The sequence below is a fragment of the Caballeronia sp. EK genome (assembly GCF_014384845.1).
Lineage (GTDB): Bacteria > Pseudomonadota > Gammaproteobacteria > Burkholderiales > Burkholderiaceae > Caballeronia > Caballeronia jiangsuensis.
This window is the reverse complement of sequence record NZ_JACSUE010000001.1, coordinates 508,282-533,403: the sequence shown is the minus strand read 5'-3', so window position 1 is coordinate 533,403 and position 25,122 is coordinate 508,282. Positions and strand designations below refer to the sequence as shown.

11 protein-coding genes are annotated in these 25,122 nt (G+C 65.8%); 7 read left to right on the top strand and 4 right to left on the bottom strand.

All coding sequences use genetic code 11. The features are described 5' to 3' along the window. The first annotated feature begins 108 nt into the window (after nucleotides 1-108). Genes IAG25_RS02270 through IAG25_RS02250 form a run of 5 tightly spaced genes read left to right on the top strand, consistent with a single transcriptional unit; the run spans nucleotide 109 to nucleotide 16,460 of the window. The gene (locus IAG25_RS02270; protein ID WP_255503474.1) at nucleotides 109-10,608 is read left to right on the top strand and encodes a VCBS domain-containing protein; all 10,500 of its coding nucleotides are present in this window, start codon (nucleotides 109-111) and stop codon (nucleotides 10,606-10,608) included. Nucleotides 10,609-10,630: 22 nt separating this feature from the next. Next, nucleotides 10,631-12,259 carry a TolC family protein gene (locus tag IAG25_RS02265; RefSeq protein WP_255503473.1) on the top strand — a complete coding sequence of 543 codons (1,629 nt, stop codon included), beginning with the start codon at nucleotides 10,631-10,633 and terminating at the stop codon, nucleotides 12,257-12,259. After that, nucleotides 12,240-13,007, top strand: coding sequence for an efflux RND transporter periplasmic adaptor subunit (locus IAG25_RS02260; protein WP_255503472.1), 768 nt, complete (start codon nucleotides 12,240-12,242; stop codon nucleotides 13,005-13,007). The genes IAG25_RS02265 and IAG25_RS02260 overlap by 20 nt, the downstream gene beginning before the upstream one ends. A 10-nt stretch (nucleotides 13,008-13,017) precedes the next feature. Beyond that, the gene (locus IAG25_RS02255) at nucleotides 13,018-14,367 is read left to right on the top strand and encodes an efflux RND transporter periplasmic adaptor subunit (protein WP_187603322.1); all 1,350 of its coding nucleotides are present in this window, start codon (nucleotides 13,018-13,020) and stop codon (nucleotides 14,365-14,367) included. Then, nucleotides 14,367-16,460 (top strand): HlyD family efflux transporter periplasmic adaptor subunit, encoded by a 2,094-nt coding sequence (locus tag IAG25_RS02250; RefSeq protein WP_187603321.1) that lies wholly within the window; start codon nucleotides 14,367-14,369, stop codon nucleotides 16,458-16,460. Before IAG25_RS02255 ends, IAG25_RS02250 begins: the two co-directional genes overlap by 1 nt. A 163-nt stretch (nucleotides 16,461-16,623) precedes the next feature. Here IAG25_RS02250 and IAG25_RS02245 read toward each other — a convergent pair whose 3' ends face one another. The 4 genes from IAG25_RS02245 to IAG25_RS02230 form a co-directional block, all read right to left on the bottom strand. Next, nucleotides 16,624-17,835, bottom strand: a complete 1,212-nt coding sequence (locus IAG25_RS02245; protein WP_187603320.1) for a phosphatase PAP2 family protein — start codon at nucleotides 17,833-17,835, stop codon at nucleotides 16,624-16,626. A 320-nt stretch (nucleotides 17,836-18,155) separates the two neighbouring features. Then, entirely contained in the window at nucleotides 18,156-18,593 is a 438-nt protein-coding gene (locus tag IAG25_RS02240) for a hypothetical protein (protein ID WP_187603319.1), read from the bottom strand. Beyond that, complete coding sequence (locus tag IAG25_RS02235; RefSeq protein WP_187603318.1) at nucleotides 18,594-20,558, bottom strand: RICIN domain-containing protein; 1,965 nt, start codon at nucleotides 20,556-20,558, stop codon at nucleotides 18,594-18,596. It lies immediately after the preceding gene. A gap of 26 nt (nucleotides 20,559-20,584) precedes the next feature. Further along, nucleotides 20,585-21,244, bottom strand: coding sequence for an SCO family protein (locus tag IAG25_RS02230; RefSeq protein WP_187603317.1), 660 nt, complete (start codon nucleotides 21,242-21,244; stop codon nucleotides 20,585-20,587). 600 nt (nucleotides 21,245-21,844) lie between these two features. Here IAG25_RS02230 and IAG25_RS02225 point away from each other — a divergent pair. Together IAG25_RS02225 and IAG25_RS02220 are read left to right on the top strand one after the other, a co-directional pair. Beyond that, a complete protein-coding gene (locus tag IAG25_RS02225) occupies nucleotides 21,845-23,509 on the top strand; it encodes an outer membrane protein assembly factor BamB family protein (RefSeq protein WP_187603713.1) in 1,665 nt (554 codons plus the stop codon). A 638-nt stretch (nucleotides 23,510-24,147) separates the two neighbouring features. Continuing rightward, nucleotides 24,148-25,017, top strand: coding sequence for a manganese catalase family protein (locus IAG25_RS02220; protein WP_187603316.1), 870 nt, complete (start codon nucleotides 24,148-24,150; stop codon nucleotides 25,015-25,017). Nucleotides 25,018-25,122 lie beyond the last annotated feature (105 nt).

Below are 25,122 nucleotides of genomic sequence, written 5' to 3'. Positions count from 1 at the left end.
AAATACGGGCCCATTTCGTTTCGGAAAGCGAAATTCGCCGTGTCTCTGAAAGTCGAAGAATGAACTCCGGGGAGCGCTTTCAATTCAGCAGGCATCTGCGAGGCGAAAATGGCCGACTTCCCGTGTTCGTCGAATGGCGCCCTTCATCTGCGGCCGCGCAGCCAGGCCCTGGCGCTCGAACAGCGCATCCTGTTCGACGGCGCCGCCGCATCGGCCGCCGATCACCAGCATCATGCCGATTCCGCCCATGCCGCAGCCGCGCCCGAAGTCGCTCCAGCACCGGACGCGCGCAGTGGCACGGCAACGGCCTCGGCGCCAGCGGCAGCGCCGGTCGCGCCACGTAACCTGGTGGTACTGGACAGCCGCGTCGAGAACGGCAGCGATCTGGTTGCGCAAAAGCCGCCCGGCACGCAGGTGCTCGTCGTTCAGCCGGGGCAGGATGCGATCGGTGCGATCACGGCCGCCCTCGCCGGCATGGGCCACGCGGACTCGGTGCAGATCTTCTCGCACGGCGCGGCGGGCCAGTTCACCCTCGGCAATCAGACCTTCACGAGCACGACACTCATACAGATGGCCGATGCGCTCGGCACGTGGCGCAGCCATCTGAATCGCGACGCGGACATCGAGCTCTACGGTTGCGACATCGGCGCGGGCGCGGCCGGCAAGTCACTCGTGCACACGCTCGCAAGCACGACGGGCGCAACCGTCGGCGCATCCGACGACGCAACCGGCAGCGCCGCGCTCGGCGGCGACTGGACGCTCGAAGTAACGAGCGGCACGCTCGACAAGCCGATCGCGCTCTCCGCCTACGCGCTCGCGCACTATGACCATCTGCTCGCCGACGCGAGCCCAACGGTCACGCTCGCGACGGCGACGCAGAACGTCCTGCTCGGCAATCAGTTCTCCTTCGATGTCTCGTTCACGAACACGTCGAGCCAGGTCGGATACGGTCCTTATGTCGACCTTTTGATGCCCTCCACGGGCCGCGACGGCAACGATGGCGTCACGTTCGTCTCCGCGAGCTATCTCGGCCAGGCGGTCACGGCCTTCACCATCACATTCGATGCCAACGGCCGAGCGGTGCATCCGCTCGCGAAGGACGCGAGCGGCAACGCGCTCGTCGTCAACGCCGCCACCTACGGCCTGCGCCCCGGCGACGAACTCGTCGTGCTCGAACTCCCGTTCGCGAGCGTCGCGCAAGGGCAGCCGGCGATCACGGTGCAGGTCAACGCGCAGTTGAGCAATCTCGCCGACACCGCGTTCTCCGACAGCAGCCCCGACCTGACGATCGGCGCGCGCGGCGCATTCCAGTTCGGCAACGACTCGCTCGACAATCCGACGGCGGACCCGGCGATCATCGAGACCGCGCTGCGGGACTTCACCGTGCATCCGACGGTCGTATCGCTGACGCAGACCGTCAATACGCCCGAAGGCGAGACCGCCACCGGCCCGAACTTCGTGCGCACGGAAACCGTCACCGCAACCGCCGCGACCGGACAGACGCTCACCGATGTGGTCATCAATCAGGACGTCCCCGCAAACGTTCAAATCACCGCGATCACGCCGGGCGCGGGCGGCACGATCACGTCGCTCACGTTGCAGGACGGGTCGGTGCTGACCAATGCCGCGCTCATCAGTGCCGCGATCAGCAGCGACACCGTGTTCATCCGTTCGTACTCGGTCGAATATGCGAGTCTCAGCGGTTCGGTCGATACCGTGGTCAGCTTCTACGTGCCGCAAACGGATGCGTCCGGCGCCAGCGTGATCAATCCGACCACGGGCGCGCCGGTGACGATCGCGTTCGGCACGGCATCGGGAAGCGGTCAGTGGGTGCCGCTCGATCCGCGCGATCTCACGCCGCCGAATACGAGCGTCGCGTTTTCCGGCTCGGCCGACGGCACCGGCACGACCTTCATCGCCAAGGCGGCGACGCTGGAGAAGCAGGTCAGCGAACAAACCGACACCGGCACGGCGGGCGCGACGCCCGGCGACACGCTCGCCTATTCCCTCGATGTCGCGCTGTCCGATTACTTCGCGCTCGGCAAGACGCAGCTCGGCGCGGGACAGTTCATCGTGACGGACCAGCTCGGCGACGGCCAGACGCTCACCGGCACCCCGACGCTCACCTACACGCAGGACGGCGTCGCGCACACCATCGCGCTCGTCTCGACGCGCACCGTCAACGCGAACGGCACGACCACGCTCGCCTTCGACATCGGCGCGTCGATTGCGACGGCGCGCGCGTTGCAACCCGGCGCGCTGGCGGGCGACATCATCTCCGATGGTAGCCGGCAGGGCGCGACCACGGCGCGCATCGACTATCTCGCGGTGGTCGGCCAGCGCTACGCGAGCAACTACACGCAGAGCGACATCAACGAGGGCGATTCGTTCGGCAATCACGCGACGGTCGCCGCGACGCTGCTGCTCGACCGGCTCAACCTGACGGGCGGCTCTGTAAGCGACGATTCATCGACGACGAGCACGGTGCCCACGGGTCACGTGGATATCGCGCTCGTCACGGTCAACGGAACGACGCCGCCCGCGAGCGGCGAGCTGAATCCGGGCGACGTCGTCACCTTCAGCCTGCGCTACGACCTCGCGACCGGAGACTACGAGCGGTTCTCGCTCGCGGCCTATCTGCCGCTGCCGCTCCTGAACGCGACCGGCATCAACTGGACGCAGGGAAGCGGCGTCGGCCAGTGGAGCTTCGGCGCGGCCAATACGAACGCGGGCGGCCTCATCAGCGTGACCGAAGGCAGCGGCAACTCGCTCGTGTTCGACTTCGGCAGCTTCGCGACGGGCGCAACGAGCGGCAGCACCATCCAGATTCTCTTCACGATGCGCGTGGGCGATCAGCCTTACGCCGATCAGCGCTCCTTCGACGTGCTCGCGCAATCGAACCAGGTCACGACGATCGCGCACACGCCGCTCGTATCGTCCGATGTCGCCGTGGTCGCATCGGTCGCCGAACCGGTGCTCGATATCCGACAGGGCGTCGTGTCGAGCAGCGAGGGCACCGTGTCCGGCACGACCGGAACCTGGAATGCGCCGGGCAGCGGCGGCGTGCCCTTCGCGGGCTCGGTGACCGATGTGAGAGCCGTCGACGGCAACGTCAGCGGCATCGACGGCGGCGACACCGTGCGTCTTGCCACCGCGATCAAGAACACGGGCGGCGGCGGCGCGTTCGACGCCTCGACCACGGTCACGCTGCCCGGCGGCCTTCAGTTCGTCGGCGGCAGTCTCGCGGCAGCCGATCTCGCCATCTATCGCGGCGACGGCACGCGGCTGACGGCCGGCGTGGACTACAGCGTCAGCGGCAATACGATCACCTTCCTCGACGCAGGCGGCGTCGCGACGCTCGTCGCCGGGCGCGCCGGCACGGCGGCGGACCAGGCGGGCTCGAATGTCGTCGTCGTGACTTACGATGCGACGGTCGTCAATGGCATCGCCGCGGGGAGCACGCTACAGACGAGCGCCGCGCTCACGCGTTACGCGAGCGTCGAGGGCGGCACGGACTTCACGCCGACCGATCTCACCGACACGGCCAACGAGCAGATCGCCGCGCCCACCGTCAGCGTGCAGTACGGCGGCGGCACGCTCGACGACGCCGATTCGAGCGCGAGCCACACGACCGGCAGCGACCTCGTGATCGGCGAGAGCATGACCTACGACATCGTGGTGACACTGCCCGAAGGCGGCACGCGCAATCTGCGCGTCGACGATTTAATTCCCGCCGGCCTGCGCCTCGACACGAGCTTCAATGGCGGGCTCGGCTATCAAATCATCACGACCGCCGCGGGCAGCGCCGCGCTCGCGGCGGACTTCAACGGCAGCGTGAGCGTGGCGAGCCTCGCGGCGCTTTCGGGCCAGCTCGGCGCGGACGGTGCGGGCGCGCGCTTGACCTTCGCGAGCGCGGGCGCGAACGCCGACAACATCGGCGCGAACGACTCCTTCGTGGTCCGCGTGCATCTGGTGGCGAGCAACACGACGGGCAATCAGGCGGGCGTGACGCTCGCCGATCCAGGCCGGCTGGTCTACAGCGATCCGGACGGCGACACGCCCAACGGCACGGCCGCGCTCGATCGCAGCGTCGCGCAGAGCGGCGCGTCGCCGACCGTCGTGATCCGCGAGCCGACGCTGCAGGTCACGCAGACGACGCCCGCGCTACCGCGCTTCGGTGTCGACGCGGGCAATACGGTCGAGTACGACATCACGATCGGCAACGGCGCGGCCGCGACCGATTTCAACGCGTTCGACGTGAGCTTTCTCGATACGCTTCCCGCGCAGCTCGGCAATCTGGCGATCCTCGGCGTCACGTACCAGAACGGCGCGACCAACCACGGCGGCCCGGACTTCGAACTGGCGGGCGGCCAGTTGCGCACGGCGGCGGGCGCGAACGTCGACATCGCGAAGGGCGGCAGCGTGACGATCCGCGTCTCGGGAACGGTGCTCGCGTCGGCGGCGAGCGTGCCGTCCTTCGACAACACCGCGACGGTTCAGTGGACGAGCCTCGACGGCACCACATCGGCCAGCGCCGATCCTGCCGGCGAGCGCACCGGCGCGGACGGCCTGCTCAACGGCGGCGCGCTCAACGACTACCGCACGAGCGCGACGCTCACGGTGCCGGTCGCGCAGGTCGTGAGGATCTCGCGCGTGGGCGGCCTCGCGGACACGCCCGCGCCCTCGCCCACCGACGCATCGGACGAAAGCGTCACTGTGGGCGAAGTGGTCCGATACCGCGTGGTGTCGCTGCTCGCCGAGGGCGCGACCAACGACTACTCGCTGCAAATCACGCTGCAGAACGGCCTGCATTTCATCAACGACGGCACGGCGCGCATCGTGTTCATCTCGAACAACGGCATCACGACGGACCTCACCAGTCTCGTTACGGGCGGCACGCTCAACGAAACCGGCAACGAAACCAGCCCCGAGGCGCTGCCGATCACGCCGGACCTGTCGGGCGCCGCGCCCACGGGCGTGCTCAACGCGGCGAACATCAGCGTCGTCACCGATGCGAGCGGCAACGAGACCATCACGTTCCGGCTCGGCAACATCGTCAACCCGGACAACGACGCCGACCTCGAAGGCATCTCGCTCGAATTCAACACGCGCGTGGCCAATCAGGCATCCAATGTTGCGGGCGCGGCGCTGACGATGAGCGCCGTCGACCGTTCGGGCACCAATCTGCTGTCGACCGCGGATACGGTGCGCGAGGATATCGTCGAGCCGACTTTCACCGGCGTGCAGAAGCAGGTCTACGGCTTCGATCCGGGCGTCGGCACGAATGGCGGCACGGCTCAGGTCGACGTGCGCTTCACGCAGAGCGGCACGTCACCGGCCTACGACGTCGTGCTCACCGACAGCTTCACGGGCGCGACCGGCTATACGTTCGACCGTCTCGTGCTCAACGGCACGACCTACACGGCGGCGCAGCTCGCGGGCATCGGCGCGGCGGTGGACACGAGCAACGGCCTTCGCGTCACCTTCGCCGAACTCGCGGTGAACAGTCAGGTGCAGGTGTTCTATTCAGCCGATGTGCCCAACGCCGCGCCCATCGCGCCGACCAACGCGACGCTCACGTGGACCAGCCTGCCCGAGAGCTTCACGAACTGGGGCGGCTCGGGCGTCGGCGTCGCGGGCACGGCGGACGGCGAGCGCACCGGCGCGGGCACGAGCCCCAACACCTACGTGCGCACGAGCGCGGCGGGCCTCGGCGTGGTGAGCGGCACCTTGTGGGACGACACGGCATCCGCGACAACGTCGGCGACGCCCGACGGCCCCGGCCTCGCCGGCCAGACCGTCACGCTGACGTGGGCGGGCGTGGACGGCAACCTCGCCACCACCGCCGACAATCTCGTCTACACCGCCACCACCGACGCGAACGGACACTACGCATTCGGCGTGCTGCCGCTCGGCGTCTATCGCATTCAGGCGCCCACGGGCGCGATCACCTATCCGCAACCGGTCGGCGCGCTCGCGGTGCGCATCGACAGCGATGCCGCCACGCCGCTCGGCACCATCGGCTTTACGCTCGCGGATGGCGGCACGGCGAGCGCCAATGCGGGCTACGTCGAGCAGAACGATGCGCCTGTCAACACGCTGCCCGCATCGCCGACCGGTTTCGAAGACACGACGCTCAGCCTCGCGGGCATCACCGTGAGCGACGTGGACGCGGGCGGCGGCACGCTTCAGGTCGCGCTCAACGTGCTGCACGGCACGCTCTTTCTGAGCGCCCTGCCCGCCGGCGTCACCGAATCGGGCGATCACACCGCGACGCTCACGCTGACGGGCACGCTCGCTTCGCTCAACAGCGCGCTCGCCAACCTGCAATATCTCGGCAACGCGAACTTCAACGGCCCGGATACGCTGACGGTCAGCACCAACGACCGCGGCAATTTCGGCGACTTCAACGGCAACGGCATTCCGGGCGAAGCGGCCGATGCGCGCATCGCCACCAGCACGCTGCCGATCACGATCACAGCGGTCAACGACTCCCCCGTGGCCGTCCCCGATGCGGCGAGCGCGACCGAAGCCGGCGGCAACGCCAACGCGCAGCCGGGCGTCGATCCGACCGGCAACGTGCTCAACAACGACACGGACGTCGATATCGCCACCAACGGCGACGCACTGCGCGTCGTGCAGGTGAGCAACCAGAGCGGCGCGAGCATCTTTCTGCCGAACGTGGGGCGCGGCGTCATCGCCGGGCTGTACGGCACGTTGAGCCTGGGCGCGAACGGCGGCTATCAGTATGTCGTCGACAACGCCAATGCGGCGGTGCAGGCGCTGCGGCTCTCCGGCCAGACGCTGACCGAACGCTTCACCTATGTCGTGAACGACAGCGCGAACGCGAGCGCCAGCACGACGCTCACCGTGACGATCCACGGCGCGAACGACACGCCCATCGGCGTCGACGACACCGGAACCGCTACCGAAGCGGGCGGCGTCGCGAACGGCACGCCCGGCGGCAACGCGACGGGCAACGTGCTCACCAACGACACCGACGTCGACAGCGCGGCCAACGGCGAAACGCATCGCGTGACGGGCATCACGAATCGGCCCGAAAGCGCGGTCGATGCGCCGCTCGCGACGGTCTCCGCAGGCACGACGAGCGGCAATGGCACGAGCATCGCGGGCGCGTTCGGCACGCTGATCATCGGCGCGGACGGCTCGTATCGCTATGTGATCGACAACAGCAACGCGCAAGTCCAGGCGCTCGTGCCCGCCGATGCGCCGCTCGTCGACACCTTCACTTATGCGCTGGCGGACGCGGGCGGGCTCTCCGATCTCGCCCAGTTGCGCATCGAGGTTCACGGCGCGAACGACAATCCCGTCGCGAGCGACGACGCGGGCGCGGCGAGCGCCGGTTCGGTCAGTACCGGCGTGAATCCCGTCGATGCGACCGGCAACGTCGTCACGCAGGCGAGCCGCCCCGGCACGCCGACGCAGCCGGGCGGCAACGGCATCGACACGGACGTCGACCATACCGACAATCCGAACACGTCGCTCGTGGTGAACGGCGTCCGAACGGGCGCAGAAGCGGCGGGCGGCAGCCTTACGGCGGTCGTGGCGGGCACGACCGCCGCGAACGGCACGAGCATCGCGGGCCTGTACGGCACGATCCGCATCGGCGCGAATGGCGCGTACGACTACGCGGTGGACAGCAACAACGCGGCGGTGCGCGCGCTCGCGGCCGGCGCGACGCTCACCGAAACCTTCACGTACCGCATTGTCGATACGAGCGGCCTCGCGGATCAGGCGCAACTCGTCATCACCGTGCGCGGCGTGAACGACGCGCCGACGCCCCAGACCGACACCGGCCGTGCGGTGGAAGCAGGCGGCGCGAACAACGGCACGCCGGGCGTCGATCCGTCGGGCAACGTGCTCGCCAACGACAGCGATCCCGAGCACGACCCGCTGACCGTGACCGCGATCCGCACGGGCGCATCGTCGGGCGCGGGCACGGCGGGCGTGCCGGGCCAGCCGCTGCGCGGCGCATTCGGCAGCCTGACGCTCGGCGCGAACGGCGCGTGGCAATACATCGTCGACAACGCCAACCCGAACGTGCAGGCGCTGCGGCTCGCGACCGACACCCTCACCGAGCGCTTCACCTACACGGTCACGGACTCGCACGGCGCGGCGGCGCAGGCCGAGCTGGACATCGTCATTTCGGGCAGAAACGACAATCCGGTCGCGCAAAACGACGCGGCGAGCGCGCTGGAAGCCGGCGGCACGCTCAACCAGACGCCGGGCATCGATCCGTCCGGCAACGTGCTGCTCAACGACACGGACGTCGACGCCGGCGATACCAAAGCCGTCGATGGCGTGCGGGCCGGCGCCGAGGCCTCGCCGGGCAGCTTCGCCGCCGTCGCGGGCGCGACCTCGGTCAAGGCCACCTACGGCACCTTCACGATCAACCCGGACGGCAGCTACACCTACGTCGTCGACAACAGCCTGCCTGCCGTGCAGAGCCTGATCATCGGCCAGAGCGTGCAGGAAACCTTCACCTATCGCATGCACGACGCAGCGGGCGCTGCCGACACGGCGCAAATCTCCGTGCAGATTCGCGGCGCTTTCGACGCGCCCGTCGCCCACGACGATTTCGCCCTCGCTTCGGCGAATATCGGCAACGGCAGAGCGTTCGACGCCGTCGGCAACGTGCTCGCCAACGACACCGACGTCGACCTGAACGACTCGCTCAGCGGCAACGCGGCCCGCGCAGGCGGCCCGGCCGCGGCCGTGCCGTTGTCGGCGATCGCACCGGGCAGCAGCAGCAGCGTCGACGCCACGATTCTGCAAGGGCAGTACGGCACGCTCTTCATCGGCGCGAACGGCACCTATCTCTATCGCGTGGATGCGACCAATCCGACGGTCATCGCGCTGGGTCCGCTGCAGACCGTCGACGATGTCTTCACGTATCGGGTGCGGGATCGCGACGATCTGACGGACCTCGGGCGGCTCACGATCGTCGTGCGCGGACGCAACGATGCGCCCGTCGCCCGCGACGACACCGCAACCGCCGTCGAAGCAGGCGGCGTGAACAACGCGACGCCAGGCGTCGATCCGTCGGGCAACGTGCTCGCCAACGACTCCGACGCCGACGGCGACGCCATCCACGTGAGCGCCGTGCAGGGCGAAAGCGGCGCGGTCGGCACGCCGCTGCAAGGCGCGTACGGCACCCTGACGATGAACGCCGACGGCACCTGGCGCTATGCCCTCGACAATGCGTCGGCCGCCGTGCAGGCGCTGCGCACGAGCGGCCAGACGCTGCAGGACGTGTTCACCTATACGAGCGAGGATGTGCTCGGCGCGCAGGGCACGGCGCAGTTGCGCGTCACCATCGACGGGCGTGACGACGCGCCCGTCGCGCACGACGACAGCAGCACGGCGATCGAAGCGGGCGGCGTGAGCAACGGCACGCCGGGACGGGATGCTACCGGCAACGTCCTCGCCAACGATACCGATGTCGACACCACGGCCAACGGCGAGACGAAACAGGTCGTGAGCATCGCGAGCGAAGCGGGCCGCAGCGCCGAAGCGGGACAGGCGCTCGCGGGGCACTACGGCGCGCTCGTCGTGAAGGCGGACGGCAGCTACGACTATGTGGTCGACAATGCCAATGCGGCCGTGCAGGCGCTGCGCACGAGCGGCGATACGCTCACCGAAACGTTCGCATACCAGATGCGCGATACGGCGGGCGCGAACTCGCGAGCCACGCTCACGGTCACGATCCACGGCGCCGACGATACGCCCGCCCCGCATGACGACAGCAACGTCGCGAGCGATCAGACGTCCGCGCCGCAGGCACGCGGCAACGTGCTCCCCAATGACGGCGATGTCGATGCGAACGATCATCTCGACGTCGCCGGCGTGCAGTCGGCAACCGGCGCCACGGCTGCGCCGGGGCACGCGCTGGCGGGCCGCTACGGCACGCTCACGCTGAACGCGGACGGCACGTACGTCTACGCGATCGACCTGACGAACCCGCAAGTGCTGGCGGCGGCCGGGCTCGGCCAGGTGCTGCAGGACACGTTCACCTACACCGTGAGCGACACCGCGGGCGCGACCGCGCAAGCCGCGCTGGTCATCCATCTCGACATTTCGTCGCCCTATATTCCGCCAGCGGGCGCGGGCCCGTACTGGAACGAGGCACTCGCGACGACGGCCAATTCGCAGACGGAGCAGAACTTCGTGCCCACCGTGTTCGTGACGCCCGTCGTCGAGGCGGATGCCGTGCGTGCGACCGAGCGCTCGCGCGAGGCGGACGGCAGCCAGATCGGTTGGCCGCTCGAACCCGATGTGTCATTGGCGTCCCGCACGATGCCCGAGCTTCAGCCTGGCGAGTTCGTCGGCCGCACGGTGCGCGACAGTCAGCTCGCGAGCACCTTCGATCAGGCGTGGATATTCGGCCGGCACGGACGCGTGAGCCTCGATGCGGACGGCCTGCTCGCTGATCCTTCGGTGTTCGCCGCGCTCGCGAGCCATCTGACGGACGGCATGCATCCGCCCGTCGAAAAGGAGCCGGCAAAGACCGCGCAAGCTTTCGGGTCGCAATTGCATGAAGCCGCGCGCAAGCTGCCCGCCATGCGCGGCAGAACGGCCAGTCGCTAGCTCTCGAACGAGGATTCGCGCCATGCCACGACATCAGCCGCATCTGTCCGGAGCCGCGACCGCCTTCGCGCTGTGCGTCCTCGCGGGCTGCTCGTCCCTTCAGCCGCAACCCGCGACGACCGACCAGATTCGCGACCGCGTCGTCACCGACCAGCTCGCCATGTACGACGCGCAGGAGCCGGTCAAAGGCCCCATCACGTTCTATCAGGCCTCCGCGCGGGCGCTGAAATACAACCTCGACTACCGGCTCAAGCTGATGGAAAGCGCGCTCGCCGCGAATCTGCGCGATGTCTCGACCAATGCACTCCTGCCGCAACTGGTGGCCTCGGCGGGCTATTCGTATCGCAGCAACGACTCGGGCGGCACGTCGATCGGCATCGAGGATCGGCAGGTGAGCTTGCGGCCGTCTACCTCGGAGCAGCGCTATCACGAACTCGTGTCGCTCGGCATGACGTGGAATTTGATCGACTTCGGCATGGCGTACTACCGCACGCAGCAACGGTCGGATCAGATGCTGATGGCCGAGGAGCGCCGCCGCAAGGTCGCGCAGAACGTGCTTCAGGACGTGCGCAACGCCTACTGGCGCGCGCTGTCCGCGCAGCGCCTGAAACCGGAAGTCGATCAGTTGATCGCGCGCACCCAGGCCGCGCTGCGCAATGCACACGAGGCGCAGGACAAGGGGCTCATGCCGCGGCAGGACGTGCTGGCCTATCAGCGCGCGCTCCTCGACGCCATCTCGCTCCTGACCGTGCGCCGGCAGGATCTCGAATTCGCGCAGGCCGAACTGGTCGCGTTGATGTCGCTGCCGCCCGGCACGCCGCTCGTGCTCGCCGATACCAACGACGGCGCGCTGCCATTGCCGCCCCTGTCCACGCCGCAGCCGACGCTCGAACTGATCGCGTTGCAAAACCGCCCGGAGATCATGGAAGAGTGGTATCGCAAGCGGGTCAACGAGAACGACATCAAGATCGCGAAGGCGCAGTTGTGGCCGAACATCGGCATCGACATGAACGTGAACTATGACTCCAACACCTATCTCTACAACAACTACTGGGCGGCGATAGGCGTGCGCGTGTCGCTGAACCTGTTCCGGCTGCTGCAACTGCCGGCGCTGAACGAGCAGGCGGCCTCGCAGGAGCAGACCGACAACCTGCGGCGCATGGCCCTTTCGATGGCGATTCTTACGCAGGTGCGCATCGGCTCGCTGCGTTATCAGCTTGCGTTGCAGGAACTGAACTTCGCCGACGACAGCCTGCGCGTCGATCACGATCTCCTCGACTACGCCAACGCCGCCCGCACGGCGTCGATCGGGTCAGAGCTCGAAGTGATCCGCGCCGAAGGGCGTTATCTGCTGTCGCGCTATCTGCGTGAGGCGGCGTATTCTGACTGCCAGTCGGCGTGGGGACGGCTCTACAACTCGCTCGGCTACGACGTCATGCCCGATGCCATCGCGAAAGACGACGTCGATACGCTCGCACTGGAAATCAAGCGCACGATGACGCGGCAGGAAGAGTATCTGCCGAGGCTTCCCGCACCCGATTCGGCCGCGCCGCTCGCGCCGTTCGGACAGATGTCGCCGCCCGCGCATGAAATCGCGCAACCGCTTGTCGCCCAGCCCGCCGGAGCGAGCGATGCCCTATCCGTGCGCTGAACGCATCCGGCGCGCGGCGGCGCTCCTGCTGTTCGCGCTGCCGCTCGCGCAGGCCGCGAAGCCTGCCGGCGACGGTCTCGACGATCCCAACGCGATCCGCGTGCTGCTCGCGCCCAGTCTCGAAACCACGCTGTCGAGCGAGATGAACGGCACCGTCACCGATCTGCATGCGTCGCTCGGCAAGCCTATCGCGAAGAACGCCGTGATCGCGCAGATGAACTGCGCCGAAGTACAAGCCCGCGCGAGCGTCGCGAAGGCGGAACTGAACATGGCGAACCAGAATCTCGCCGCCAAGCGCAGCCTGCGCGAACTGAAGGCGGCAGGCGACATCGAGGTGGCGATGGCGTCCACCGATGTCGAGAAGGCCAAGGGCGCGCTCTCGCTCGCGAAAGCGCAGCTCGGCTATTGCCAGGTGATCGCGCCTTTCAGCGGACGCATTGCCAAGGTGTATGTCAAGCCGTATCAGACCGTCAGCGCGGGCACGCCGATCGTCGATCTGGTCAGCGACGGCGCCCTCAAAGTGCGGCTGAATGTGCCATCCGCGCTGCTCGTCAGGCTGCGCTCGGGCAGCCGGCTCGACATAACGATTCACGAAACCGGCAAGACCTATCCGGCGCACGTGAGCGCGGTCAACGCGCGCGTCGATGCGGTCGCGCAGACGGTCGAACTCGAAGCGCAACTCGACGGCGCGCCCCAGGATCTCGTCGCGGGCATGAGCGGCGTCGCGCGGATTCCGGCGAATCCCTGAACGAGCCGCGATGAACGAACCCTTCCCGCCCGCGCCGCTGCTGCTCTATCTGGACGCGCTGCGCGAACGCGCGATGGCGGCTGAATCCGTCGATGCGCTCGCGTTCACGATGGCCAACGATCTGCACGCGGTGCAGCCGTTTCGACAGGCGCTCGTGTTCGCCGATCGCGGCAGGCATTGCGAGCTCGTGTGCGCATCCGGTCTCGCTTCGCCCGCCGAGGACTCGCCTTATCTCGTCTGGCTCGGACGCGCGAGCGCGTGGATCGCGGCGCAGCTCGCCAGCGACGAGCCGCAATGGTTCGCGCGTGACGCCGTCGATCCGCCGCCCGACATCGCCGATGGCTGGGCCGAATGGTGGCCGAAGGGCGTCTGGTGCGTGCCCGTGCATGCGCCGAATGGCAAGCGGCTCGCGCTGCTTTTCGTGCTGCTGGACGATCCGCCGGCCGTTGCCTTCGCCGCCGTGCTGCGCGGCACGGTCAAGACCTGGGGCTACTGCTGGTGGTCGCTCACCCGGCGCAGCCTGCGCTTCGGCTGGCGGCCGTCGCGCCGGCAGGCGCTCGCCGCGTGCGCGGCCGCCGCGCTGCTGCTGTTCGTTCCCGTGCGGCAGACCGTGCTCGCGCCTGCGGAAATCGTCTCGGGCAGCGCACGCATCATCAGCTCGCCGATCGACGGCGTCATCGCCTCGCTCGCCGTGCGGCCCAATCAGCGGGTGGACGCGGGCGCGCTGCTCTTCTCGCTCGACGAAACGTCGCTGAAGAGCCGTGTCGACGTGCTGCAAAGACAGGTCGCTGTCGCGGATGCGGAACTGACCGCCGCGAGCCAGCGCGCCTTCGACAACGCGCAGAGCAAGAACGAGCTGACCCTGCTGAACGGCGTCGCGGAACAGCGCCGCGCGGAACTCGCGGCGGTGACGGCGCAGTTGCAACGCACGCGCGTCTTCGCGCCGGAAAACGGCGTGGCCGTGTTCAGTGATCCGAACGACTGGATCGGCAAGCCCGTCATCACGGGCGAGCGCATCCTGCAACTCGCCGATCCGGGCAAGCCCGCGATCCTCATTCATCTGGCCGTCGCGGACGCCATCGCGCTCGATCCCGGCGACGAGGTCACGCTCTATCTGACCGCGTGGCCGCTCGCGCCGCTGCACGGCCGCATCGTCGAGACGAGCTACGAAGCGAAGGCGACCGAGGATGACATCGTCGCGTACCGGCTGCTCGCGAGCGTCGATGACGATGCGAACGAGCGCGAGCATGCGCGGCTCGGCCTGCACGGCACCGCGAAACTGTACGGCCGGCCGGTGAGCCTCGCGTACTACCTGCTGCGCCGCCCGCTCGCCGCGCTGCGCGCCTGGACGGGACTGTGATGACGATCGATCCCGATGCGCCCTCGCCCGCCCTGCGCGAAGACCTGCGTCTCTCGGAAGCATCGCCGGGAAGGAATGGCGAACCCGCGTGGGTGATCCAGGACGTCGTCGTCAACCGCTTCTATCGCATCGGCTGGCTGGAGTTCGAATGTCTGCTGCGCTGGGACCGGCCGCCCGCGCAGATCTGCAGCGAGATCGAACGGGATACTGCGCTGCGGCCCGTGATCGAACAGGTGATCGCGTTCCGCGCGTTTCTCGAACGACACGGGCTGCTGAAGCCGACACCCGACACGCTCGCGCGCCTGCGCAACGCCCAGCGCGCGCAATGGTTCACGTGGCGCTGGTGGCTCCATCACTATCTGTTCTTCCGCATTCCGCTGGTGCGCCCGCAGCGTTTTCTCGCATGGCTCGCGATGCGCCTCGACTGGCTCTTCACGCCGGTTACGCCGATCATCGTCGTGATCGCGAGCATTGTCGGGATCGTGCTCGTGCTTCAGCAGTGGGACGTGTTCACGAAGGCCGTGGTCGAGTCCTTCTCCGTCGAAGGCATGCTGAGCTTCGCGCTTGCGCTCATCGTTGCCAAGACGCTGCACGAGATGGCGCATGCGATCGTCGCCACGCGCCTCGGGTTGAAGGTCGCGCACATGGGCGTGGCGTTCGTCGTGCTGTGGCCGATGCTCTACACCGACACTGGCGAAAGCTGGAAGCTCAAGCGTGCGCGCCAGCGGCTCGCGATCGCGTCGGCGGGCATTCTGTGCGAACTCTCGCTCGCGGGCCTCTCGACGCTGTGCTGGGCGCTGAGCGATCCGGGGCCGCTGCGCAACGCGTTCCTCTATCTCGCGACGACGAGCTGGGTGCTCTCGCTTGCGCTCAACGCGAGTCCGTTCATGCGCTTCGACGGGTACTTCATCCTGTCGGATCTGCTCGACTTTCCGAACCTGCATTTCCGCGCGTCCGCGCTCGCGCGGGTGAGTCTGCGACGCGCGCTTCTCGGCCTGGACGATCCGTGGCCCGAGCCGTTCGAGCGCATGCAGCGGCGCCTGCTCGTCGCGTTCGAGTTCGTGACCTGGCTCTATCGGCTCGTGCTGTTTCTCGGCATCGCGGTCACGGTGTATCTGTTCTTCTTCAAGCTGCTCGGCATCATGCTCTTCGTCGTGGAAGTGAGCTGGTTTATCGTGCTGCCGGTATGGCGCGAGCTCGGCTACTGGTGGGCGAATCGGCGGCGCGTGGCGCATGGGCGCCGGCTCGTATTCGGCGTGCTTGTCGCCGGCGCGCTCGTGTTGCTCGCGGTGCCGTGGCGCACGCAGATCCACGCGGACGGCGTCGCGCGCGCGGAGCGCGTGCTGCGCGTGTTCGTGCCGTTTCCCGCACGCATCCAGACGATTCTGCCTTCCAGTCCGGTGAGCTCCGACGCGACGCTGATGGAGATGGACGAACCCGACATCGCCGCGCGAATGCGCCGCAGCGAGGCCGGCATTCGCGGTTACGAAGGGCGGCTCGCGGGTCTCATCGCCGATGCGAACGGCCTCGACCAGCAGACCTCGGTGCGCGAGCGCCTGCGCGTGCAATACGAGGAAACCGCCGCGGCGCACTCGGAGATCGCGCGTCTGAGCCTGCGTGCGCCGTTCGCAGGCCTTTGGACCGACGTCGATCCGCAATGGCGCGCCGGGCAATGGATCAATCCGAAGGTGCCGGTGGGCGTGCTGATCGATCCGCGTAGCTGGCAGGTCGACGCGTTCGTCAAACAGGACGAGGTTCAGCGTATCGCCGTCGGCGACCGGGCGCGCTTCTATCCCGTCGGACAGGTCGCGCCGATCGCCGGGCGTGTGCTTGCCATCGACACCACGCGCGTGCGTCAGCTCGATCACCCGATGCTCGCTTCGCGCTACAAGGGGCCGCTTGCGGTTTCGTCGGAGCGTGGCGCGCTGGTTCCCAACCCGGCGCTGTTCCATGTGCTCGTTGGGCTGGATGCGCCGCCCGCCAACCTGTGGGAAACGCGCGGGCAGTTGCAGATCGATGGCGCGCGTCGAAGTCTGCTGATCGAGGGCGGCACGCATGTGCTCGGCGCGCTGATCCGGCAGAGCGGGTTTTGAGGCGTTCGCGCTTGAGGAAGGCGTTGTGACGGGGAGCCTGCCGGCGGGCGGTCGAACGGATGTTTCTATCGGGCGCTGATTAGGTGGAAGCTCGCTCCGGCCATTCGCACGTCGCCGGCGCCGAGCGCGCTCAGTCTTTCCCGCCTCCAATGCAACCCCTCTCCTAAATGCGGTCGGAGGGATGCGCTTGCAGCAGACGCTCAGACGTGACCTCAGCTATCCTTTGGGTTGAAGGCGTGCGACGGGTAACAAAAGTGCGCTCGCTTCGTCTGGCAATTTTCTTGTAGGTCTGGACGGTCAACATGGACAAAAAGAGTCCTGCGATAACGTCTGCCAGATAATGGCCGCCTTGCGTCGGCGTGGAAACGATCATGGTCACGTTAAGTGGAATGGCAATCCAGAACAGCCAACGAATCCTCGCGAGAGAATAAGTGAACAGGACCGCCAATGTCGTGTGAAAAGATGGCATCGACACCAAACCTTGCAGGTTGGAAAGGTCAATCATCTTCAATGAGCCGTCACGGAGCAAGGCAAAATCGGAGACGGTTTCCGCAGCAGCGCGGTCCTCTACATCGAAGTGAATAAACGCGCTCGTTGCTGGGAAGGGTGTCGAGATCAAAACAAGGTAAACGGTTGCGATCGCCAGATAAAAGAAAAAATCCGACAATTCTTCCGGCTTGCCGGTTAAGCCGAGAATCAGCGGGATCGCTATCAATTGGACGTGTCCACTTCCATAAGCGAGTTGAAGTGCTTCGCGCAGGTAAGGATGAGCTTGTACCCATTTGTAGACGGCAAGCCAGTCGAACCCGAGCGCGCGGTCGAAAGCAATCAGGCGGCCGTCGATGAGTGGCGCGTCTATCGACACGCAGAGATATGAAAGAACGCCAGCAGCTGATACGAAGCAGATGAGCAGCGCGCCCCATGCGGCCGTGTCAGCCACTCTGGGGTATTGAAACCTCTGCGCAACAGCGCGATACCCTCGTACACACATGAGCGCGCGCAACAGTACAACAAGAAAAATCATGGATCCTGCCGCCCTGCATTTGTCGGAAATGCTCGCCAAAACGAAGGCATGCCCGCTTAGCGACATCCACGCCGTATCAATGACGGCGATAAGCAAGACGATGGTGCAGCCGAAAGCATATCGCCGCGACATAGACGGTCGCAAACTTGCACGGCCAAGATCGGCACAATCACTCTGAATCATGTATGGAAAGCGAATCGCTTCGATCGCGCGTGGTAAGTTTCGTCGGTCGGCCTGTTGCAGGGTCGCGCCCTTTCTAACGGCAGACGCATTGCAAACTTTAGGCAACCGCAGGCGCATGACGCCGCCAGCGTCAACAATTCGCCGCCGCAATGCGGATGTAGAACTCAACCCGCTCCAACTTCCGCAAAGGTCGCCCCGTTCGCCTCTCCCTTCGGCCCGCTTTGGGAATAGAAGCGCCCTATAAATGGCGGCTTCCTACTTTGGACGAACCGGATACTGCGCGGCCGCGTACCGCAAGCCGGCTGGCACAAGCCAACGTCTGTCATCGAGCCAGCGCGAGCCGTTCACGCCAGCAACGAGTGCGAGCCGCCGGCCCGTTCAGAACGATCGCCGAACCCGACGAGCAGAGCGTCGGCACTGTCGCCGGTTTCGACCAACCACGCCGTGAGCGTGCCGGTCTCAGCGCAACTGAGCAATCGCACCCGCCCTCATCGATGCATGACGTATTGCCAAAGCGCCTGGCATTCGGTGTCGGCAATCCGGTAGTGCGGCATCGACTTGCGAAGCAGGACGCCCGCCGGGTCGACGCCGTCCTTCACGGCGCGACAGAAAGCCATCGCGTCATAGTGACTGATCGGCCCGCCGCGGCGGCTTGCGGCGCCGAGCAAGGCGTCGTGCGTTAGCGGCGGCGCGAACGCGGGTTTCGTCGATGTGCTCACATGGCAATTGACGCATCGCGTCGTAAAGGAAGGCAACGGGCGATCGTCGTCGCGCAGATGTGCGGTCATCGGGTGTTGTCCGTTGAAGATCGCGCAGCCCATGTCGGCGGATTCGCATGCGGTCTGCGCGCGCACGAGCGGCGTCATCGCGACGAGTGCAACGAGCATCGCTGCGGCCCGCGCTTCAAGGAAGCGGCGTCGGGCCATTCAATGCACGCGCAGCACGCGCGAAACGCTCGGCACGCCGTTGGCGTTCAACGCGAACAGCATGTAATAGCCGGGGACCACGACGCCCGGATCGGAAGGAATGTTCAACTGAAACTCCCCCGCGGTGCCGACGCTGAACGTGAGCGGCACGCGCCGTTGCTCGTTATTCAGCGAATGCGTGACCGATGAGGAGCGCATCAGCACGAATGCGCGCGTGCTCCTGCTGGCCGTCACTACGATCGTCGTGCCGAGTTGCGCATCGCTCGGCACGGAGCTGAGAGTCGGACGTGACGCGGCCGATCCGTCGGAGTTGAGCAGATACGGCGGCGTCAATATCTCGATGTCGGTGTGATTGGTCGAGCATGATCCGCACAGACCGCCGCCGCCGCTGAGCACACGTCCGTCGTTCAGCAGCAGCGCGACGCTGTGATAGGTGCGCGGCACGGCCTGCTGGGCGAGAGGGGAAAACGTGTTGGTCGCGGGGTCCCACAGCTCCGGGGTGAGGACCGCGTTGTTGTCCGAGAAGGGCTCGGCGAAGGTTTGTCCGCCAATCACGACGACCTGGCCGTTCGGCAGCACGACGCTGTTGTTGAACGCGCGCCGGTAACTCATCGGCGCGATGGTCTGCGTTGTCGCGTTGCCGCTGCTGATGTCGATGAGCGTCGCGTTGGCCGTCGCCGGTGACTGATCATAGCTCGGCGCGCCACCGACCGCGAGAATCTTGCCGACGTCGTACATGACCGCATTGCCGTTCATCGCGTCGCCGTCGCTGCCACGGTTGCCGGCTGCGCTCACGTTGCCGTTGCCTGCCGTATCGAACCAGTGCATGGCCCGGCTCGGTCCCGCATGGAACACGCGTCCATTGCCGACCGCGAACATCCATGCGTGATTGTCGGAGCGAAACAGGCCTCTCGCGTCGTTCGTGAGGATGTAGTCGTCGAGGATCGCGCTATTGATCCGCCAGCCCGAACCCGAGGTCCACGTTTCGCCGGACTTTCCTCCGAGCCCTCCGCTCCACGAACCGCCCATGACGAACACATTGCCGTTGCTCAACGTCACGCTGCCCTGATAGCCGCGCGGGATGTTCATCTGATCGCTCGCGGTCCATGTGCCGGTCGTCGGTGAATAGATGCTGGTCTGTCGCACGCTCAATCCCCCCGTCACGAAGATGCGGCCATCGGGGAGATTGGAAATGCCGGGGCAGAACATGTCGTGCGCGGTATTGGTCACGATCATTTGCGAACTCGTGCCGTTCGATGGATTGAAGATCGCCGTGTAGGTTCTCGCCGGCGGATTCGCGCTGTCGGTGAAGTCGAGCGGGGCGTCGGCCGACCAGACGAGCACGTTTCCATTGGGCAGATTGGCGGCTTCCAGCGGAACGAGCGGCAACTGATAAGGCGTCGTCCACTTCGATGGCAATGCGGCATGCTGTATCGGCAGGCCAGCCACTTGCCACGTCTGTGTCGCGCTTGCGTTGCACACCTGCTGCGTCAACTGGATTCCTTGCGACGTCGTGCTCGATGCCGTCACGCACAAGCCGCTATGTCCCGCGACGATCGCATAGCCCGCGCCTTGCGGCGTCAACGAGAAGGTCTGATTCGTGCCGCCATTGCAGGTCCACTGGATGATGGGACCGCCCGGACTCAGGCTTTGGCCCGACACGTCCATGCACAGGCCGCTGTTCTGATTGATGAGGTTATATCGCGTGCCGGTAGCGGACGGGAACCATTGCTGATTCGCGCCGCCCGTGCAGACCCACGAAATCACGGGCGCGCCCGGCGTTCGGGACTCGCCGCTGACGTCGGCGCACAGGCTCGTGCCGCTCAGTGTGATCGGCGCCGAGCTTTGCGCGCGGACGGCGTGCGGCATGCCCGCCAATGCCAGCGGCAACGCGACGAGCAGCAAGAAGCGCATGCATTGGACGAGCAGGCTGGACGCGTGGCTCGTCGAACGGATTGCAGGCATGGTTGCCCCCCGTACATGAAAGCGGGTTACGTACGCGCGAGCGCGCCGAGTACATCGCAGATGTCTTCGACACGAGGAAGATCGGCGCTTCGCCAGCGCAACATCGCGTTGGCATCGAAGCAATAGACTTGCGTGGAATGGTCAGCGATGTCGCCGAGCGGCGCGTTGCTGCCCGACAGCGCCGCGCGCATCCGGTCCACATCGGCCAGTGCCGGCGTCGCCGCATTCCACGCGGAACCCGCCTGAAAGCGCGCGAGCCACGCGCGTAATGCCGAGGGTGAATCCGAAAGCGGATCGATCCCGACCGACAGCAAATGCACGGGACGACGCGTGCGGATTTGCGCAATCCGTCCCTGAACCGCGCTGAACAGCGCGCCTTGCAAGGGACATATCGTGCCGCAACCCGTATAGACCGTTTGCAGTGCGGTCACGCGCTGGTGCAGCAAGTCGCTGAGCAGACGCTTCTCGCCGGTCTGATCGACGAGCCAGGCATCGTCGAGACGAACTGGCGGCGTGACGAGTCCCAGATCGCCATGCTGCGCGAACGAGGGCGACGACACCGCACCAAGAGCCAGCGCGGCCATGCGGCAAAGCAGCGAGCGGCGAGCTGGTGATGGCGCAGGTGCATGCATGCCGGATGTAATGCTATCGGGCATCGTTTCACGGCTTTCCGAAATCGTCGTCATCGGCACGTTCATGATCCCCGGTGAGGGCTCTCAAGGTGAGACTTACATTTCGGAAATGCGCACAGTCAAGCGTCGCGATTTGCATGACCATTGCGTCAAAGATTAGCAGCCCAAATCGGCAATGAAAATTCGAAACACGAAATAAGTAGGTAAATATGTGCATTTGGACACATTCGTTTTTGTATCCCGGCAACGTATGGCCGACGGCGCTTTCGGGTTCGAAAGCGCACTGTAAAACCTGCGCGATTGCTTCCCTCCGCGATTTGCGATAGCTTTCAATCGGTAAAGAGCCTTCCACGTTGCCCGAACGTTCGGTGGCGAGACTGTTCCTGTTCTCCGTCACCATCCCGCGGGGCGCCCGAGTCGCGAGCAAAGCTGACGCGCTCTTTTGTAAGCCAGGCTGATCGCTCGCCCTCCGTTTCTCGATGTTCAATAGCGGCCGATTGGCGTCACTCACTGCGCTCGACGGCTTCCTCGCCTCGCTGATGCGCTGGTTTGCGGGTAGACGCTGTTACGGGGCATCACGATTGCTCTGTTGCAGCACGATGTTGCCCGACACCGCGTTGTCCGTTCCGGCCCTTCCGGAGAAAGAGAATGCAAATGAACGCGCGCTTTTCCGCTTTTGCCGCCGCACTCGGCGCCGTGCTGATCGCGGCAATCATCGCCGCGTGCAGTGGCGGCGACTCCGGCGGCGGTGCAACATCGGCCGCAGCGAGCCGGGCCGCTTCGAGCGTCGCGAATGCATCGTCGCCCGGCAACGCGATGGACGTCGTCACCTGGCACAACGACATCGCTCGCACTGGCCAGCAACTCGCTGAAACGACCCTCACGCTCGCGAACGTCAATCAAAACACGTTCGGCAAGCTCGCTTTCTATTCCGTCGATGGCGCCGTCGATGCCCAGCCGCTCTTTCTGGCGGGCGTCCCGATCGCGGGGGCCACGCATAACGTCGTGTACGCCGCGACCGAGAACGGGAGCGTCTACGCATTCGATGCCGATAGCGGCGCGACGCTATGGAAAATCTCGACGCTCGGTAACGGCGAGAATCCGAGCGACGATCACAAGTGCAATCAGATCACGCCGACCATCGGTGTGACGGCGACGCCCGTCATCGATCGCGGGCGCGGACCGAACGGCGCGATGTATGTCGTGGGCATGTCGAAGGACGCGTCGGGCGGCTATCACCAGCGCATCCACGCGCTCGACATCACGACGGGCGCCGAGCTCTTCAATGGCCCGACCGAAATCCGCGCGACCTATTCCGGCAACGGCGCGGGCAGCCAGAACGGCACGCTCACGTTCGATCCGGGCCAGTACGCCGAGCGCGCGTCGTTGCTCCTGCTCAACGGCGTTGTCTACACCGCGTGGACCTCGCATTGCGATTACATGCCGTACACCGGCTGGGTCATGGGCTATGACGCGAACACGCTGCAACAGTCGAGCGTGCTGAACGTCACGCCGAACGGCCAGATGGGCTCGATCTGGATGAGCGGCGCGGGCCTTGCATCGGACGGCGAATCGATCTATTTCCTCGATGCCAACGGCACCTTCGATCCGACGCAGAACGAGCACGAGATGCCGATCAACGGCAACTTCGGCAATGGCTTCCTGCGGCTGAACCTCGGGCCATTGAGAGTGCAGGACTACTTCCAGCCCTCGAACACGGTGCAGGAATCGAACGAGGACGAAGACCTCGGTTCCGGCGGCGCGATGGTCTTGCCCGATTTCACCGATGCAAACGGCAAGGTCTGGCGTCTCGCGGTCGGCGCGGGCAAGAACTCGACGATCTATGTCGTGAACCGCTGGTCGATGGGCAAGTTCGATTCGAATGCGGATCACATCTATCAGGAGCTCGTCGGCCAGATACGCGGACCGATGTTCGGCGCACCCGCGTACTTCAACAACAGGGTCTATTTCGGCTCGGTCGGCGACAACATCAAGGCGTTCACGGTAACGAACGCCGCGCTGTCGCGAACGCCGTCGAGTCAGACGCTGAACTCGTTCGGCTTCCCGGGCGCGACGCCGAGCATTTCGGCGAACGGCACGTCGAACGCGATTCTGTGGGCGGCGGAGAACGGGTCGATCGGCGTTCTGCGCGCCTACGACGCGACCAATCTCAATCACCAGCTCTACAGCAGCGTCGATGCCGGTGGGCGCGACCAGTTCGGTGCGGGCAACAAGTTCATCACGCCGATGATCGCGAACGGCAAGGTGTACGTGGGCGCGAAGAATGGCGTCGCCGTGTTCGGGTTGCGGTCGCAATAGCGCTGTCTGCCTATGAACGAGCACGTCGCGCACATGCTCCAGGAACGGAACGAGATCTCGGTCCTTCCTGGAGCGTCGTTGTGCGACGGCGGAATGTTTGCCACTTGCCAGTGCGTCCTGCCCAGACCGACCGTGGGCGCATTGGGGTCGCGGAGGTTCTCGCTCACGCGCGGACGCAGCCCGCGCCGACCCGGAAACGCCTTTTCCTCGACGTAGCCGCGCCTTCGCGGCACGCTGGAAGTCGAGGAGTTCTGCAGATCATTTCGTGTCACAACTCAAGAAGACCGCGGACCAGATGTCGGTCTGGCGACCAAGGTTAGCACGTGCCGGGTACGGCGTTTGCGGAACACCTCCCAGCGAAGTCGTGACGTCCGATGCCGTCACGAAGCGCTCAACCATTCGTTTTATCTCGCGCCTACGTTGCTGCCGGACAACCGAGCCGGCCTCAACCGCCCGAACATGTTCGGGCTGGGCACACGCCGGGGCATTCGCTCCGAGACCTTGAACCGAGTAGGCCAGTAACGCATCCGCGTGCCTCGGCCTGCCGTTGCAAGGCACTTCCAAACAGTCAACTTTTGACCTGCGCGACTCGCCGTCAGCGCAGTGGCTCAGGTCGTCCTAACGAAAAGGAGTGGTTCATGTTCGTTCATAACAAGCGCCTCCAGTACACCGTCCGCGTGGCTGCACCCAATCCGGGGCTCGCCAATCTGCTGCTCGAGCAGTTCGGCGGTCCGCAAGGCGAATTGGCCGCCGCGTGCCGATATTTCACCCAGGCCGTCAGTGAAGACGATCCCGGTCGGAAGGACTTGCTCTTCGACATCGCAACGGAAGAACTGAGTCACCTCGAAATCATCGGCTCGATTGTCGCGATGCTCAACAAGGGCGCGAAAGGCCAGCTTGCCGAAGCCGTCGAATCGGAGGCCGAGTTGTACCGCTCGATGACGGGTAACGGCAACGGCTCGCACACGACGGCGCTGCTGTACGGCGGCGGACCGGCCCTCACTAATTCCGCCGGCGTTCCGTGGACATCCGCTTACATCGACACGATCGGCGAGCCGACCGCTGATCTTCGCTCGAACATCGCCGCGGAAGCCCGCGCAAAAATCGTCTACGAGCGGCTCATCAATGTGACGGACGATGCGGGTATCAAGGATGCGCTCGGATTTCTGATGACCCGTGAAATCGCGCATCAGAAGTCATTCGAAAAAGCGCTGCATTCCATCCAGCCCAACTTCCCGCAAGGAAAGTTGCCGGGCGTGCCGGAATACGCGAGCGTCTACTACAACATGTCGCAGGGCGAGGACGCGCGTGGCCCGTGGAATGAGGGAAACGACTGGAAGTTCATCGAGGATCCGCAACCGGCAGTCGATGGCGGAGACGGGACAGCACGCGTAGGCGTCAATCAGGCCGATGTCGAGGTGCTCAAGGCGATGGCGGCACGGACAGCTTCCGATCCGTCAAGTGATCCTGTCACGGGCGCGGAGATCGGCTCGGGTCAGACGAGCTGAGCGCCTTGCGAGGCATTTCATGAGGCAGGCAAGCCGTACGGATTCATCCGGTGCGGCTTGCCAGTCGAATCGACGTTCACCACCAGCCGGGACAAGAAGCGGAAA